The 17,252-nt window shown below is 37.3% G+C and carries 13 protein-coding genes and 2 other annotated features; of the genes, 1 reads left to right on the top strand and 12 read right to left on the bottom strand.

The window, feature by feature from the left end:
* From AC0IXC_RS09055 to zapA, 8 genes are all read right to left on the bottom strand, one after another.
* The coding region (locus AC0IXC_RS09055) for an NEAT domain-containing protein (protein ID WP_471652838.1) at window positions 1-1,544 on the bottom strand (1,544 nt) is incomplete at its 3' end.
* A 19-nt stretch (window positions 1,545-1,563) separates the two neighbouring features.
* Window positions 1,564-2,295 (bottom strand): heme uptake protein IsdC, encoded by a 732-nt coding sequence (gene isdC / locus AC0IXC_RS09050; protein ID WP_002034251.1) that lies wholly within the window; start codon window positions 2,293-2,295, stop codon window positions 1,564-1,566.
* A gap of 459 nt (window positions 2,296-2,754) precedes the next feature.
* Entirely contained in the window at window positions 2,755-4,080 is a 1,326-nt protein-coding gene (gene brnQ6, locus AC0IXC_RS09045; RefSeq protein WP_033709474.1) for a branched-chain amino acid transport system II carrier protein BrnQ6, read from the bottom strand.
* 113 nt (window positions 4,081-4,193) lie between these two features.
* Window positions 4,194-4,444 (bottom strand) — a binding site (T-box leader).
* A 107-nt stretch (window positions 4,445-4,551) separates the two neighbouring features.
* Window positions 4,552-5,241, bottom strand: a complete 690-nt coding sequence (locus tag AC0IXC_RS09040) for a 23S rRNA pseudouridine(2604) synthase RluF (RefSeq protein ID WP_215590238.1) — start codon at window positions 5,239-5,241, stop codon at window positions 4,552-4,554.
* Window positions 5,242-5,437: 196 nt separating this feature from the next.
* Complete coding sequence (locus AC0IXC_RS09035; protein ID WP_471652837.1) at window positions 5,438-7,798, bottom strand: endonuclease MutS2; 2,361 nt, start codon at window positions 7,796-7,798, stop codon at window positions 5,438-5,440.
* Window positions 7,799-7,817: 19 nt separating this feature from the next.
* A complete protein-coding gene (polX, locus tag AC0IXC_RS09030) occupies window positions 7,818-9,536 on the bottom strand; it encodes a DNA polymerase/3'-5' exonuclease PolX (protein WP_033709473.1) in 1,719 nt (572 codons plus the stop codon).
* Between the two features lie 55 nt (window positions 9,537-9,591).
* Window positions 9,592-10,131, bottom strand: coding sequence for a CvpA family protein (locus AC0IXC_RS09025; RefSeq protein ID WP_002034246.1), 540 nt, complete (start codon window positions 10,129-10,131; stop codon window positions 9,592-9,594).
* Between the two features lie 2 nt (window positions 10,132-10,133).
* Window positions 10,134-10,403 carry a cell division protein ZapA gene (zapA, locus tag AC0IXC_RS09020; protein WP_002088902.1) on the bottom strand — a complete coding sequence of 90 codons (270 nt, stop codon included), beginning with the start codon at window positions 10,401-10,403 and terminating at the stop codon, window positions 10,134-10,136.
* A gap of 123 nt (window positions 10,404-10,526) precedes the next feature.
* On the opposite strand from zapA, the gene rnhC reads away from it, so the two are divergent.
* A complete protein-coding gene (gene rnhC, locus AC0IXC_RS09015; protein WP_214932259.1) occupies window positions 10,527-11,465 on the top strand; it encodes a ribonuclease HIII in 939 nt (312 codons plus the stop codon).
* A 216-nt stretch (window positions 11,466-11,681) separates the two neighbouring features.
* Here rnhC and AC0IXC_RS09010 read toward each other — a convergent pair whose 3' ends face one another.
* The 4 genes from AC0IXC_RS09010 to pheT form a co-directional block, all read right to left on the bottom strand.
* The gene (locus AC0IXC_RS09010) at window positions 11,682-11,816 is read right to left on the bottom strand and encodes a YuzL family protein (protein WP_002112167.1); all 135 of its coding nucleotides are present in this window, start codon (window positions 11,814-11,816) and stop codon (window positions 11,682-11,684) included.
* Window positions 11,817-11,898: 82 nt separating this feature from the next.
* Window positions 11,899-12,801, bottom strand: a complete 903-nt coding sequence (locus AC0IXC_RS09005) for an SDR family oxidoreductase (protein WP_471652836.1) — start codon at window positions 12,799-12,801, stop codon at window positions 11,899-11,901.
* A 173-nt stretch (window positions 12,802-12,974) separates the two neighbouring features.
* Window positions 12,975-14,366: an asparagine--tRNA ligase gene (gene asnS, locus AC0IXC_RS09000; protein WP_002034242.1), complete on the bottom strand. Its 1,392-nt coding sequence runs from the start codon at window positions 14,364-14,366 to the stop codon at window positions 12,975-12,977.
* Between the two features lie 52 nt (window positions 14,367-14,418).
* Window positions 14,419-14,670 (bottom strand) — a binding site (T-box leader).
* A gap of 153 nt (window positions 14,671-14,823) precedes the next feature.
* Window positions 14,824-17,244 carry a phenylalanine--tRNA ligase subunit beta gene (pheT, locus tag AC0IXC_RS08995; protein WP_341087282.1) on the bottom strand — a complete coding sequence of 807 codons (2,421 nt, stop codon included), beginning with the start codon at window positions 17,242-17,244 and terminating at the stop codon, window positions 14,824-14,826.
* Between the last annotated feature and the right edge of the window lie 8 nt (window positions 17,245-17,252).

Genomic DNA, 17,252 nt, shown 5'->3' with positions numbered 1-17,252 from the left:
TTCTCTACTTCTGGTTTCTCTACTTCTGGTTTCTCTACTTCTGGTTTCTCTACTTCTGGTTTCTCTACTTCTGGTTTCTCTACTTCTGGTTTCTCTACTTCTGGTTTCTCTACTTCTGGTTTCTCTACTTCTGGTTTCTCTACTTCTGGTTTTTCTACTTCTGGTTTCTCTTCATTTTTAATTTGTTCAAGCTTATCTTGTTCAAATAAAAGTTGCACATCATGTGTTTGCTTATAGTTTCTTGATGCCATTTCGATAAATACTTTTGTATTTAGTTTTTTAGATAAATCGTTTACTTCAAACTCTACTACTCTTGTATCTTTTTCTTTATCTTCACTCACTACTTTTGCATCAACAAACGCACCATCTTTTTCCGTTTGGAAATTTTTAATTAATGAGCTACTTTTTAGTGTTACAATTGCTTTTTTCTTACCATTTTCTACTTTTAATACCCCTGGATTTACCATGTAAGTATTCATCTTAGATTCTTCATCTGTTTGATCTTTTAACACTTTAAACGGAACGCTGTACTCACCATCTTTAATTGTTTCAGTATCTGGTTTTTCTACTTCCGGTTGTTTCTCTTCATTTTTAATTTGTTCAAGTTTATCTTGTTCAAATAAAAGTTGTACATTATGTGTTTGCTTGTAACCTTGTGATGCCACTTCAATAAATACTTTTGTATTTAGTTTTTTAGATAAATCGTCTACTTCAAATTCTACTACTCTTGTATCTTTTTCTTTATCTTCACTCACTACTTTTGCATCAGCAAATGCGCCATCTTTTTCCGTTTGGAAATTTTTAATTAATGAGCTATTTTTTAACGTTACAATTGCTTTTTTCTTACCGTTTTCTACTTTTAATACCCCTGGATTTACCATGTAAGTATTCATCTTAGATTCTTCATCTGTTTGATCTTTTAACACTTTAAATGGAATGCTGTACTCTCCATCTTTAATTGTGTTAGAATTTGGTTGTTGATCTGGGTCAGGCTTTTGGTCGGGCTTCTGACTCGGATCCGGGTTTTCATTTGGATCTGGCTTATTAGCTGGGTCCTCTTTTTCATTTGGTTGTTCTACATGAATCGGTGTAATACTATTTTGATCAAATGCAATACGCACATCATAGTCATGATGATAATTTAAAAAATCAATGTCTACTTTTACTTTCGCATTTAATACCTTCTCTACATCGTCCACATCGAATTCTACGACTCTTGTATCTTTTTCTTGATCTTCACTAATTACATTTGTCGCAACAAACTGACCACTTTTTTCCGTTTCAAACTTTGTAATCCATGAACTATGTTCTAACGTAAAGGATACTTTCTTTTTCCCATTCTTCACTTTTAAAGTTCCTGGACTTACAGAGTATTGATTCATCATGGATTCTTCATCTGATGTGTCTTTAAGAACTTTGAAACCGATTGAATATTCACCGTCAGCTAGTTGACTAGCAGCTTGAACTGCAAGGGGGTGTAATGTTGATGCGAATGTAAATACCATTAAAAACATCGCAACAACAATTTTAAGATATTTATTCAATAGAATACCGCTCCTTTATTTAGTTTTGACGTACTTTACGAATTAAGAAAACACCTGAAATAAGAAGTAATGCTGCAAATAATCCGATACGTGCTTCATCACTTGTTTTTGGGTTATCTGTTTTTTCAGCTTTCCCACTTTCATTTGTTCCTTTATTTACATCTTTATTTACATCTTTGTTTGTTTCTTTGTTTGTTTCTTTGCTCTCTTCTTTCTTCACTTCTTCTTTTACTTGTGTATTTTTTTGAGTTTGATCTTCATTTTTTGTTGCAGCAGTTGCCTTATTCTCTCCACCTACCGCTTTTACATTTGCATCAAACGCAAAGCGAATTGTGTAGTTATGGTCATAATTTACGTTCGGTACAACAACATGAATTTTTACAGCTGCTGGTTTAGATAAGTCGTCTATTTTAAACTCTACAGTTCTTTTATCTGCAGATTCATCTTTACTAACAACTTTTGCATCAACAAAGTTCCCGTTCTCTGGTGCTTTAAATTCTGTAATCCAAGCACTATGATTCATAGGAATTTGTACTCTCATCTCACCATTTTTTACAATTAACTTAGCTGGTTTTTCAAAATAATCATTTGCCATTGAAGCTGAATCATTTTCTGCTTTTTGTATGACATAGTTAATATCGTAAGTACCGTCAGCTACATTTGCCGAAGCTTGTCCGAATGGTACTACGAGAAAAGCTAGCATACATACGAATGTCATAATAAAAGCGGGTAATACCGAAAACTTTCTCATTTACCTTACTGCCTCCTTGTTTTTCTTTTTGAAAATGATAATTATTCTCAATATATAAGAAAAAAAATAATCTTTCTATCTCTATTTTATAATGAGTAACACTATGTAGTTAGAAATGTATTGATTATCATTCTCATTGATAGACAAAAAAATAATCCCACCAATTTTTCCTATAAGAATAAACATAAAACTCTTTCATCATTTTATTGATTATCATTCTCAACGAATTTCAAAAAAAATAAACCGCCTAATTCTATCGTTTTATCACCTCTTCTTACAAAAATGATATAGTCATAGAAAACCTCTTCCCTTCCAATATTTCCACAACTAAGTCAATCTTAGCCTACTGGTAATTTTTTTGTCAACTATATTACGTATAAAATTTTTAATATCTGAATTCTTCTATATATGATTTTTCTACAAAAAAAGAGGCTTTCTTTTAAAGAAAGCCTCTTTCCCTTATTTTTCTACAGCAATTTCTTGCTTTTGAAATAAAGAAACTACATATCCAATTGCAATTCCAATGATACCCGGAACTAACCAACCAATCCCTACACTATATAATGGAATTTTATCTAAAATAGGAGCAAGGGCCGCTACTTGAAGATTGGCATTATGCAATCCATCAAAGAAGCTAATTGCAAATGCGCCTACAATACCGCCTACATACATAGCTAATGGAAGACGAATATAGTTTTCAACAAGTGATAATACGATCAGTACGATACCAATTGGGTAAATTGCAATTAAGATTGGTAATGCTAATGCGTTTAACTGAGTTAAACCAAGATTTGCTACCATAAATGCTAATAAAGAGAAAATGAAAATGACTTTTTGATAAGAAAGCTTTGGTAATAACGAAGAAAAATATTCTCCACAAGCTGCAACAATACCGACAGAAGTTGTTAAGCATGCTGCTGTAATTGCGATCCCTAGTAATAATGTTCCGTAGCTACCAAATAAATGATTCACGACGTTTGTTAAAATAATTCCGCCGTTTGCTCCCATTCCAAGTGAAACACTAGAAGCTCCAAGGTAAGCAAGTGCTAAATAAACAAGAAGTAAGCCAAGTGCTGCAATAAATCCTGCAAAGATTGTTACTTTTGCAATACTGTTCTTATTTGTAATGCCTTTTGCTTTTAAAGCATTGATCACAACATTTCCGAAAACAAGTGCTGCAAGTCCATCTAAAGTTAAATATCCATCAATAAAACCTTTAAAGAGCGGGGCACTATACGCTTCTGTAGGGGCACCAAACTCCCCCATTGGAGTCATAATTGCTTTCGCTACAATAATTGCAATAACAGCTAATAAAATTGGAGTTAACACTTTACCAATGCGCCCCACTAATTTCGATGGGTTTAATGCTAAATAGAAAGTTACTGCAAAGAAAATAAATGTAAAGATAACAAGTGGATACGATTGACCAGCTATCTCACTTGGTAAAAACGGTGCAACACTCATTTCATAAGCAACAGTCCCTGTACGTGGCACACTAACAAATACGCCTAAACATAAATAAATTGCAGTAATGAAAATTAGCGCGAATACAGGATGTACACGTCCTGCTAATTCATTAATATCTCCCTTTAGAGCTATAACAATAACTCCTAATAAAGGCAGTCCTACACCTGTTACGATAAAGCCAAATAACGCGATCCATACATCTGTTCCAGCACCTTGCCCTAACGCTGGTGGGAAAATCATATTACCGGCACCGAAAAACAGTGCAAATAACATTAAGCTTATTGCAAACATCTCAGAAAACTTTAAAGATGACTTCATTTCTACTACCTCCTAATTATTTTATTGACAAAATATTCTGAATTAAAATCCGTCACATATCCTCTTTCAAGCATACTTCCCCGTAAAAGAACGCAAAAAACACCCGTCCCTAACAAAGGGACGAGTGTTGAAATCGTGGTTCCACCCTTATTCTAATAAAATGAATTTATAACGAAATAAGCTCATTTTATAGCTCGTGTAAATTGATAACGGTTTTATCCGCCAAGAATTACAATGCATCTGCAGTTCACTCTTGAAGTTTAGAGGTGGTAAGTTTGTCTTTCCGTATTAGGAAGCTCACAGCCTAAGGCTTCCCTCTCTGAGAATCGTCAAAAACAACTCATGTCCTCATCATTACTTTTATAAAATATGTTGTCGAAACTTGTTGTTTTTTATTATATGGGCTATTTTTTAAAAAATCAATAGTTTTATTTTTTCTGACAAAAAAATATAGGGAGAAAACTTTCCTCCCTATAACTGCCCTATTAATATTTCTAATTCCTTAGGTGTAATGTCTCGCCATTTTCCAGCTTCAAGCTCATTTAGCTCTATATTCATAATGCGTACTCGCTTTAGCTTTGTTACAGTAAATCCGAAAGCACGACTCATTCTACGAATTTGCCTATTCATTCCTTGCGTTAAAACGATGCGGAATGTAGACTGATTAACTCTCGTCACTTTACATGGCTTCGTCATTCCATCTTTAATCTTTACACCGCTGGACATCTCATCAATAAACCAATCTGTAAACGGCTTATCAACAGCGACAACATATTCTTTCTCATGCTCATGATCACCGTGCAAAATTTGATTCGCAATCGCACCGTCATTCGTTAATAAGATGAGTCCTTCCGATGCTTTATCTAATCGTCCAACAGGAAAGATTCGTTCTGGATAATCGATATAATCAATAATATTATCTTCAATATGTTTGGCTGCTGTACAAGTAATTCCGACTGGTTTATGGAAGGCAATATACACCTTTTCTTTCTCTTCTTTTGCAATAACTTGCCCATCAATTGTTACAATATCACCTTCATTAACGAGTGCACCGTGTGTACATACTTCACCGTTAATACAGGCACGTCCTGCTTTAATGAGACGGTCTGTTTCACGTCTTGAGCAGGATTTTGCTTCGCTTATGTATTGGTTGATTTTCATGTTTTGTTCCTTTTCTTATAGATTAAAAGCGTCAATCCATGGCAATATCATTATGCCAAGATTGACGCTCCTTTACTTCGCAAAAACAACTAAATAAATAACCCCAATTACCAAAAATATTCCGCAACAAGCTAACAATACTTTTGCAAGTTTGTCCATAAACATATAATGGTTTCCCCTTTTGTTTGGTTGTTTGCTATTTTAATTCGACAACTGTTACGCCTAGGCCTCCCTCGCCCATGTCACCGTAGCGGTAGGTTTTCACACCGCGATGTTTCTTCAAGTAATCTTGTACACCTTGGCGAAGCGCTCCTGTTCCTTTACCGTGAATAATTGATACACGAGGATAGCTTGCAAGCTGTGCATCGTCTAAATATTTTTCAACGCGCATCATTGCATCTTCATAACGTTCGCCGCGAAGGTCTAGCTCTAACGACACGTGATAATCTCTACCCTTCACACTTGCGACTGCTTTTTTCTCAGTTTGCTTCGGTGTATTAATGTATTCCATATTGGATTCTTTCACTTTCATCTTCAGAATACCAATTTGTACGCTCCACTCTGTATCACTTACTTTTTCAAGTAATTGACCTTTTTGACCGAACGTTAACACTTTTACTTCATCACCTGATCGTAACTGTTGTTTTGGCGCTGTGTTTTTCACGTTTACTTTTTGTTTCTTCACAAGCTCTGGCGCCGCACCTTCTATACGGCTCTTCGCTTCAATAAGCTCATGGTCTTTCACGTTTATAAGCTGTGCTTTACGCAATTGACGAAGTTCTTGAATAATGCCTTCTGCTTCTTGCTTTGCAGCTTCGACTTTTTCTTCCCCTTCTTTTTGCGCTTTTAATAATTTTTCATCGCGCTCATCGTTAAATTCAATAATTTGACGTTGTAATTCACGATGAAGTTTTTCAGATTGCTTACGATGCTCTTCCGCTTCTTTTCGTTCGCGCTCTGCATTTTTTTGGCTTTCTTCTAGCTTTGCAATCATATTTTCGATTTTGTTCGTATCTGTACTAATATGGTTACGAGCGCGATCAATAACGCGATCAGACAAACCAAGACGCTTCGAAATTTCAAAGGCGTTACTACGTCCTGGTACACCGATTAATAATTTGTACGTTGGGCTTAATGTATTCACATCGAACTCAACGCTCGCATTAATAACTTGCTCACGATTGTATCCATATGCTTTTAATTCTGGGTAATGCGTCGTTGCAACAACGCGAGCACCACGGTTACATACTTCATCTAAAATAGAAATCGCTAGTGCAGCCCCTTCTTGCGGATCTGTCCCAGCACCTAATTCATCAAATAGGACTAAACTTTCAAAATCAGCTTTTTCTAAAATATCTACAATGTTTACCATATGAGAAGAGAATGTACTTAAATTTTGTTCAATCGATTGCTCATCACCGATATCAGCAAAGATGTTTTTAAATACACATATCTCTGATTCATCCATTACTGGGATATGAAGACCAGATTGCGCCATTAAGACACAAATACCGACTGTTTTAAGTGTAACTGTTTTACCACCTGTATTCGGTCCTGTAATAACGATTGTTGTAAAGTCTTTACCAAGCATAATGTTATTTGGCACGATAATTTCCGGATCAATAAGCGGATGGCGTGCTTGTTTTAAATCCATGTAGCGTTCATTATTTACGATTGGCTTCGTCGCTTTAATTCGCTTCGCATAAAGAGCTTTCGCAAAAATAAAATCAAGATTTGCAACTACTTCTACGTTTGATAAAACAATATCAGCTTCCACTGCTACTTCTTCCGTTAACATCATTAAAATGCGTTCTACTTCTTGTTTTTCTTTCACACGTGCTTCTTGAAGTGCGTTATTTAATTCCACGATTACTTGCGGTTCGATAAATAATGTTTGTCCAGAAGCAGATTGATCGTGAACAATACCACCATATACGCCGCGGTATTCTTGTTTTACCGGGATTACGTAGCGTTCGTTACGAATCGTTACAATTGCATCTGATAACATTTTTTGCGCGTTTGAAGAACGCGTCATGTTTTCTAATTTCTCACGAATACGGCTTTCCGCAGTACGAATTTGATTACGAATACCACGCAATTTGTCACTTGCGCTATCGACTACTTCACCGCCGTCACCAATACAATTTGTAATCTTCTTTTCTAAATCATATAAAGACACAATTTGTGCGACATGTGTTTCTAAAATTGGAAGCTCAACACCGTTGTCAATCATATCGTCAATGAAACGTTTCATTTGGCGACTACCGTACATCGTACTTGCGATTTCAATTAATTCATGAGGACTTAACATACTTCCAATTTTCGCACGCTTAATATTTGCACGAATATCAGAAATCCCTCCAAGTGGTACATGTCCTTTTAAACGGATGACTTTCGCTGCCTCATCCGTTGTTTCTTGCAATTCCACAATTTCTTCAAAATCTGTGCTTGGCACTAAATTCTTCACTTTATCACGACCAAGTGAAGATGCTGTATGTTCAAGTAATTGTTCTTTTACTTTATTGTATTCTAATACACGCAACGTTCGTTCTAACATGTTGCAGGTCCCCCCTGTATTACTTATTACGTTTAATATAGTCTAATAAACGTTCAATATCCCATGTGTTAATCACGTTATCTTTTTGAATCCAACCTTTACGCGCTGCTGCTACACCTGTTTCCATATCTTCTAACATTTCAAGTGTATGGGCATCCGTATTAATCGCTACTTTTACACCAGCATCTTGTGCTTGTTTTAATAATTTCGCGCTTAAATCTAGACGGTTTGGATTTGCATTTAATTCTAAAACTGTATTTGTTTCTTTTGCGAGCTGGATTAATAAATCTGTATCTACATCGTAACCCTCACGGCGCCCAAGAAGACGTCCTGTCGGATGAGCAATCATTGTGACATGCTTATTCTCAAGTGCAGTGCGAAGACGCTTCATAATCGTTTCACGGTCTTGTGAGAAGCTAGAGTGAATGGCTCCAATGACATAATCTAGTTCTGCTAATACTTCATCGTCAAAATCAAGTGTCGCATCTGGTAAAATGTCCATTTCAATCCCGCGCAAAATTGTAATGTCTGGATACTTTTCATTCATACGTTCAATTTCTTTCGCTTGTTCACGAAGACGCTCTTTCGTTAAACCGTTTGCTACTTTCAAGTATTGCGAGTGATCAGTAATTGCCATAAATTTATATCCACGAGCGCGGCACGCTTGCACCATTTCTTCAATTGAAAAAGCACCGTCACTCCACGTTGTATGCATATGTAAATCACCCTGTATATCAGAGAACTGAATTAAGTTCGGATACTCTTTAATTAATTCAATTTCTTTTCCATCTTCACGCACTTCTGGTGGGATGAATGGAAGGCCAAAGTGGGCGAAGAATGCTTCTTCTGTTTCGAATGTTTTCACTTCACCTGTCTCTAAGATTTCCACACCGTATTCACTAATTTTCTCGCCTCTATCTTTCGCAATTTGGCGCATTTTTACGTTATGGTCTTTTGATCCTGTGAAATGGTGAAGAGTTGTAATAAATTCTTCTGGTTTTACTAAGCGGAAGTCAATTGAAATATCATATTCATATTGAAGACGAACAGATACTTTCGTATCTCCACTTGCAATCACTTCAATCATATTATCAAATTGTAGTAAATGTTCACGCACTACTGCTGGCTCTGTCGTTGCAATGATGAAATCTAAGTCCTTCACTGTCTCACGAACACGGCGTAAACTACCAGCGCGTGAGAAACGAATTATTTCAGCAACATTCGACAATTTCTCCTCTATTTCCCCGGCAATAGGCAATACCATCGCAATTGGTAAACGCTCTGGACGAGAGCCTACTTGATCAATTGCTTCTAATATTTTCTCTTCTGTTTTCTTACCGAAACCTGCTAAAGCTTGTACTTTATTTTCCTCACAAACCGCTTTTAGCGATTCCATATCAACAACACCAAGTTCTTTATATAACTTAGCTACCTTTTTACCACCAAGGCCTGGTAATTTTAATAACGGTAATAAGCTACTTGGCACTTCTTTCTCAAGCTCTTGTAATACTTCAGATGTTCCCGATTCTATATATTCTTGAATAACTGCTGCTGTTCCTTTTCCAATGCCCGGAATCTTCGTGAAATCTTCAATCTCAGAAAGACTACGATCGTCACTTTCTAATGCTGCCGCCGCTTTACGGAATGCAGATATTTTAAATGGATTCGCGCCCTTTAGTTCCATAAATAGGCCGATTGTCTCTAGTAATTTGATAACTTGTTTTTTATTCACTTTCATCATTGCCCCGCCTTTCTTTCATAGAAAAAAACTTCTCTTTCCGAAAAAAGAGAAGTTACACTCTGCTACCTGTCTGCCATAGTTCCTTCACCTTTTCAGAAAGAATCGGTGTATCGTCTACAATTATTTTGCTAATTGATGATTTTTGTAATGGTGTTTGTATTTGTTCAATTGGAAGAATTGTTCCAACAATAATTAAGACAAACAGAATGATATACACTTCTAAAAAGCCAAGAAGTGCCCCAGCAACCGCATTGACTTGCTTTAAAACTGGGATTTCTGCAAACATATTCAGTAAATTACCAAGTAGTGAAAGTGCGATTTTTGTAATAATAAATAATACAATAAACGCAATTGCTTGATAGAAGACACCCTCAATATTATTCGCATCTATCCATTCTGGAACAGATACATTCTTATCGAATGGATACGGAATAAATTTCGCAAGCGTTGGCGCTAAATCTTTACAGTACCAGTATGCAACGAGGTATGCGATAATAAAGCTTGTTAACTTTACAAGTTGCAAAATAAATCCTCTGCGTAAACCGAGGAAAAATCCCATAACAAGCAATAAAATGATAATAATATCAATCATGTTTATTCCATTCCTTTTTGTGTCATACTTTCTTTCAACTTCTCATGTTCTTCTTTTAATTTTATGTAATCGTGTATGACGTTTACCGCCGTCAATACCGCTAGTCTACTCGTATCAAGCGAAGGATTCTTGGCATTGAGTTCGCGCATTTTATCATCCACAATCGCTGCTACCATGCGGATATGACTTGTACTTTCATCGCCAACAACTGAATACTGTTGGCCATATATTTCTACATTAATTCGACTTTTATTTCCCTTTTGTTGTGACAACTCACCGGCCTCCAATCACGTACAGAATCCTAAAGTTTATCATACCATGAACCATCATAATATGGAAACAGAAAGAACAATCCGATATGATAAAAATAACAACATAAAAAAGGAGCGACCATTTTGTCAAATTCTATCGTAATACAAACAAGTTCTACAGTAATTGAAGACATGAAACAACAATACAAACAAGCACTTAGCCCCAAAATTCCGCAAGGCGGTATCTTTATGGCAAAGGTTCCATCTTGCACAATTACAGCCTATAAATCAGGGAAAGTAATGTTTCAAGGTGGACGTGCTGAAGCAGAGGCTTCTCGTTGGCAAACTGTCTCTCAAACACCAAAATCCGCTGTAAAAAAATCGGTCAATTCGCATCAATATGCACCACCTTCTTCTATTGGTACAATGTCGATTTTAGGGTCCGATGAAGTAGGTACTGGTGATTACTTCGGACCGATGACAGTTGTTGCTGTATATGTGGATGCGAAGCAAATTCCACTTTTAAAAGAACTCGGTGTAAAAGACTCCAAAAACTTAAATGATGCTCAAATTGCTGAGATTGCAAAACAACTCCTTCACGTTGTTCCTTACAGCTCCCTCGTTCTTCATAATGAAAAATATAACGAGCTATTTGATAAAGGAAACAACCAAGGTAAACTAAAAGCTTTACTACATAACAAAGCCATCACAAACTTATTGGCTAAAATTGCACCTACAACACCTGAGGGTATCTTAATCGACCAATTTACACAGCCTGATACATACTATAAATATTTAGCGAAACAAAAACAGGTACAGCGTGAAAATGTTTACTTCGCTACAAAAGGTGAAAGTGTCCATTTAGCAGTAGCCGCCGCTTCCATTTTAGCTCGTTACTCATTCGTAAAACAATTTGACGAACTAAGCAAAAAAGCTGGTATGCAACTTCCGAAAGGTGCTGGTAAACAAGTTGATATTGCCGCTGCTAAATTAATTCAAAAAGTCGGTAAAGAAAGACTACCTGAATTTGTGAAAGTGCATTTTGCTAATACAGAGAAGGCGTTTCGCTTATTGAAAAAATAACTACTTTTTAGTATCGACAGGATATGGATGAACTAAACAAGGCGAAAAGAATTGAATTCTTTTCGCCTTTTATGAATGAAAAATGGATAAATAGGATCTCACACGTTCCTATTTTTGTCGCACTTCTTCGTTATATCGATATATATTTAAATTCAGGACAATATATATTCACTATTCAACTAAAAAAAGAGAGTCTCCATGACTCCCTTTTTATGTTTAACTTCGTTTCTGCTTCTTATTTGATGAAGGTACTTTATAAGAACCCGTTTCATGCGTAGTCGTTCCTTGTCCTTCCACTTCCGGAGAACCTAAGCTTGATCTAGAATGGTCTGTTTTCACTTTCTTACTCATTACAATCACCCCCAAGATTACTTTTCACTTAAGAGTAAAAAACTATTCAGCATAGCCATCTGAACATATACTGGCTACTCTTTTATCCTCCTGTCTGTTTTTCACTAATGTCCCATAGACGTTTTGCGGCATCCTTATCTAAGGCAGCTTCAGACATTTTTCCTATTTGCTTATCGGCATAGTAATAACCACTATGATCAGTAAATTCAGTTGATTCTGCTAGCCATATTAGAGTTTCAGCACCTTCCTCGGGTGTACGAGAGAAAGGTTTCATTGCTGCCATAGTTAAGCGAGCAACCAGACCATTGTCCTGGTTAAAATTCGTATCCACTAGCCCTGGATCAAAGCTATAGGCACTAACACTCGTTCCCTCCAACCGCTGTGCCAATTCAGAGGTGAATAAAATGTTAGCCAGTTTTGTTTGCACATAACGCATTGTGGGACCGCCCATGAACTTCTTAACACCGCGATAAAGTTGTTCTGCATCTAGATCACCGAAGTCAATTCCCTTTTTAGCCATTTTGTGACCGTGAGATGCAGTGGTAATGACACGAGCAGGAGCACTTTCTTTTAAACGCTCCAACAACAAATTAGTGAGTAAGAATGGACCTAAATGGTTTACCGCCCAGGTCATCTCCAAACCGTCCTTCGTAAGCTGCCTTGTTTGAAATAAAGCACCAGCATTATTCACTAATATATCTATTCTCGGACACCTTTCTAAAATATTAGTAGCTACCCGGCGTATAGATTGTTGGGAAGCCATATCAGCTAAAAATATATCTACCACTGCATTCCCATTCGTTACATTTTTAATTCGAGTCATAACATCATTCGCTTTTGCTTCGTTACGTGCAATGATTCCTAGTTTGGCACCGCGTTCTGCAAATACCTTAGCTGCCGCTAATCCAATACCACTTGTTGCACCAGTGATTACTATATACTTGTCACGCAATGTCCACTTTGTATGACTTGGAATTTCTCCCATTGTACAAAAACCCCTTCCCTATAAATGTCGCATTCGTTTTACTTATATATGAAGTGGGAAGGGAACTATGAACAACATCTTTTCCAATCGTGAAATACTTTATAAAATTCGGCTTGTAGTTACACCCTTTCCAATAAAAAAAGCGAGAGGAAATCCTCTCGCTTTTTTATATCTTAAAACTCAGAAGAACCTGGAGTTCTTGGGAATGGAATTACGTCACGGATGTTAGCCATGCCAGTAATGTACATTAGGAAGCGCTCGAAACCTAGACCGAATCCAGCGTGTTTTGTACCGCCGTATTTTCTAAGTTCTAAGTACCACCAGTAGTCCTCTTCGTTCATACCTAATTCTTTAATTCTGTCTACTAAAACGTCCATTCTTTCTTCACGTTGACTTCCGCCGATTAATTCGCCGATGCCAGGAACTAGAAGGTCAGTAGCTGCTACTGTTTTACCATCTTCGTTCATACGCATGTAGAATGCTTTAATGTCTTTCGGATAGTCAGTTACGAATACAGGGCGTTTGAAGATTTCTTCTGATAAGTATCTTTCGTGCTCTGTTTGTAAGTCAATACCCCATTCTACTGGGTATTTGAATTCAGCACCTGATTCTTGAAGTACTTTAATTGCTTCTGTATAAGTGATGCGACCGAAGTCAGAGTTGATTACGTTGTTCATGCGCTCTAGAACTGTTTTATCAACGAAGCTGTTGAAGAAGTCCATTTCTTCTGGTGCATGCTCTAGTACGTATTTCATTGCATATTTCAGCATATCTTCTGTAAGATCCATTACATCGCCTAACTCAGCGAATGCAATCTCAGGCTCAACCATCCAGAACTCAGCTGCGTGGCGAGTTGTGTTTGAGTTTTCTGCACGGAATGTAGGACCGAATGTGTACACATCACGGAATGCTAACGCATAAGCTTCAGCATTAAGCTGTCCACTTACTGTTAAGTTTGTTTCTTTACCGAAGAAGTCTTTTGATTCGTCAACTTGTCCGTCTTCACCTTTAGGTACGTTGTTTAAATCTTGCGTTGTTACGCGGAACATTTCGCCTGCACCTTCTGTATCACTACCAGTGATGATTGGTGTGTGAACATGTACGAATCCACGCTCTTGGAAGAACTGGTGAATCGCAAATGCTGCGATAGAACGCACACGGAACGTTGCAGAGAATGCATTTGTTCTTGGACGTAAGTGAGCGATTGTACGTAAATATTCAAACGTATGACGCTTCTTTTGAAGTGGGTAATCAGAGTCTGATAAGCCCTCGATATCAATTTTTTCTGCTTTAATTTCAAATGGTTGCTTCGCTCCAGGCGTTGCAATTACTTTACCTTCTACTTTAACTGAAGAGCTTAGTGGAAGCTTTGCAATTTCTTTGAAGTTCTCTAATTCTGTATCGAAAACGATTTGAACACCTTTGAAGAAGCTACCGTCGTTTAATTCGATGAAACCAAATGCTTTTGAATCACGTAAGTTACGAATCCAACCCGATACTTGTACTGTTTGATCTGCGTATTTATCTGTATCTCTATACAGACTTTTTACTAATGTGTTTTCCATAGTAAAATTCTCCTTTACTCATATATTTAAATACAAAAAAACCTTTCATCCATAAAGGGACGAAAGGTTAAACTTCGCGGTACCACCCAATTTGTCATAAAGACCAACTTTAACTCGTATGTAATACATACTTCCCGGTTTGTAACAGGCCGGATTCCCGTCTAAGTCTACTCTTGAATACAAGTTTCAATTTCGGTTAGCAACTCCAAGGTGTTCTTCACATATACCGCCTCATCAGGCTCTCACCGTCCCTGACTCGCTTTGGATTATAGTATATACTACTTTTCCTTATCATCGTCTTTCGTTTTGTTAAACTAAAATTAATGTACTACATTCGAGAGAAAGATGCAAGATGCCAGAAAATATATCAGCGATTTTTATAATATATCGACTTACCGACATTTTCCGACAATCGTGCCATAAAAAAAATTGCCGGACTTAATCCGGCAATTTTTTATTACTTACGTAACTCCGCACCAAATTTCTCTTCTACCACTGTTAATACACGGTTATGTGCTTCTGTTACTTCTTCGTCTGTTAATGTACGTTCTGCATCGAAGTAGTTCATAGAGAATGCAAGTGATTTCTTGCCTTCTTCCATTTTTTCACCTTCGTATAAGTCGAATAGTGCTACGTCTTTCAGAAGTTCTCCGCCAGCTTCAGCAATGACTTGCTTCATTTCACCAGCTTTTGTTTCTGTTGTTACTACAACAGCCATATCACGTGTCATAGATGGGAAACGTGGAATTGCTGAGTAGTAAGTTTCCTCAGCGTCTGCACCGAATACTTTTGCAAGAGATAATTCGAATACGAATGTATTTTTCACATCTAATTGTTTTTCTGTTTCCGGGTGCAATTGACCGATGAATCCGATTGCTTCACCATCTAATACGATGTCAGCTGTACGGCCTGGGTGCATACCTTCACGTTTTGCTGGTGCATAAGTGATTTGATTTGCCACGCCAAGTACGTCGAATAATCCTTCTAATACACCTTTAACAACGAAGAAGTCTACAACTTTCTTCTCACCTTGCCATGCATGGTGAAGAGCAAGACCTGTCATAACACCTGCAAGATGTTGTTCTTCTTTCGGAAGTTCTCCTGCTTCTGTTGGTAAGAAGATAGAACCTACTTCATATAATGCAACGCTGTCGTTTTTACGTGCAACATTGTATGAAACTGCTTCTAACAATTGTGGCACTAAGCTTAAACGAAGTTGGCTACGCTCTTCGCTCATTGGAAGCGCAAGATTTACAGGAGCTTTTTCGTTCGGCTCAACCATATATTGTTTCGCTTTGTCAGCGCTTGTTAATGAATATGTGATTGCTTCATATAAACCAGCACCTTCTAGGAAGCGGCGTACTTTACGACGTTTCGTTTGTGCTGATGTTAATTTACCACGTGTCATTGTTCCAGATGGTAATGTAACTGGAATGTGATCATAACCATACAGACGACCTACTTCTTCTACTAAGTCTTCTGAAATTGTAATGTCAGGACGACGTGCTGGTACATTTACATGGAATGTTCCTTCTACTTCTGTGAATGGGAATTTTAAGTTTGTGAACATTGTACCCATTTCACTCGCAGAAATATCTGTACCTAATACACGGTTTACTTTTTCAGCTGTAACAGATACTGTACGTTCTTGTACTTGTAAGTTATCAGCTTCTACTACACCTTCCAGTGCTTCTCCACCAGCGTATTTTGCCATTAAAGCAGCTGCATGTTGAATTGCTTCAAATGTACGTGTTGGGTCGATTCCTTTTTCAAAACGTGCACTTGATTCGCTACGAAGACCTAAGTCTTTTGATGTACGACGCACTGTTTGACCTGCAAAGTATGCAGACTCAATTAGAACGTTTACTGTCTCGCTATCAACTTCAGAATCCGCTCCGCCCATTACACCAGCAACAGCTAACGCTTTTGTGCCGTTTGTAATTACAAGATGGTGGCTTTGTAACGTACGTTCTTGAGCATCTAATGTTTGAATCTTTTCGCCTTCTTTTGCAAGACGAACAACGATTTCTTTTGAACCTAATTTATCGTAATCGAATGCATGTAACGGTTGACCGTATTCCATTAAAATGTAGTTTGTAATATCAACTACATTACTAATTGGACGAATGCCAGCTGCCATAAGACGAGTTTGCATCCACATTGGTGATGGACCAATCTTTACGTTCTTCACCATTTTTGCAATATATAATGGGTTTTCTTCTTTCGCTTCTACACTTACAGAAATGTAATCAGAAGTTTTTTCTGCTGTTTCTTGTAAGTCGATAGCTGGAAGTTTTACTTCACGGCCGTAAATAGCAGCTACTTCATATGCAACACCTAACATGTTTAAGCAATCTGCACGGTTTGGTGTTAAACCAAGCTCAAGTACTTCATCATGTAAATTTAAAATTTCAAGTGCATCTGCACCAACTTCAGCATCACTTGGGAAGATGAAGATACCGTCTGCATATTCTTTCGCAACGAATTTCCCATCAATACCAAGCTCTTGAAGAGCACAAACCATACCGTGAGAAGCTTCCCCGCGTAGTTTTGCTTTTTTAATTTTGAAGTTACCAGGAAGTACAGCGCCAACTTTTGCAACTGGTACTTTTAAACCTTTTGCAATGTTAGCAGCTCCACAAATAATTTGAACCGGCTCTTCTTCACCGATATCGATTAAGCATTTGCTTAATTTATCAGCTTCTGGGTGTTTTTCACATTCTAATACGTGACCAACTACAACACCCTTTACACCTTTATTTAATACTTCAACACCTTCTACTTCAATACCACTTTTCGTGATTTTGTCTGCTAGTTCTTGTGCTGTTACATCTTTAATATCTACATACTCTTGTAACCAACGATATGATACGAACATATTTATCC

It is taken from the genome of Bacillus sp. AC266 (genome assembly GCF_979253805.1).
Note: the sequence above shows the minus strand (reverse complement) of the source record. Positions and strands in the feature narration are given on the sequence as shown.

Coding starts and splice junctions, on each gene's coding strand:
- isdC (WP_002034251.1), bottom strand. CDS start 2,295: ATGAGAAAGTTTTCGGTATTACCCGCTTTTATTATGACATTCGTATGT.
- brnQ6 (WP_033709474.1), bottom strand. CDS start 4,080: ATGAAGTCATCTTTAAAGTTTTCTGAGATGTTTGCAATAAGCTTAATG.
- AC0IXC_RS09040 (WP_215590238.1), bottom strand. CDS start 5,241: ATGAAAATCAACCAATACATAAGCGAAGCAAAATCCTGCTCAAGACGT.
- AC0IXC_RS09035 (WP_471652837.1), bottom strand. CDS start 7,798: ATGTTAGAACGAACGTTGCGTGTATTAGAATACAATAAAGTAAAAGAA.
- polX (WP_033709473.1), bottom strand. CDS start 9,536: ATGAAAGTGAATAAAAAACAAGTTATCAAATTACTAGAGACAATCGGC.
- AC0IXC_RS09025 (WP_002034246.1), bottom strand. CDS start 10,131: ATGATTGATATTATTATCATTTTATTGCTTGTTATGGGATTTTTCCTC.
- AC0IXC_RS09010 (WP_002112167.1), bottom strand. CDS start 11,816: ATGAGTAAGAAAGTGAAAACAGACCATTCTAGATCAAGCTTAGGTTCT.
- AC0IXC_RS09005 (WP_471652836.1), bottom strand. CDS start 12,801: ATGGGAGAAATTCCAAGTCATACAAAGTGGACATTGCGTGACAAGTAT.
- asnS (WP_002034242.1), bottom strand. CDS start 14,366: ATGGAAAACACATTAGTAAAAAGTCTGTATAGAGATACAGATAAATAC.
- pheT (WP_341087282.1), bottom strand. CDS start 17,244: ATGTTCGTATCATATCGTTGGTTACAAGAGTATGTAGATATTAAAGAT.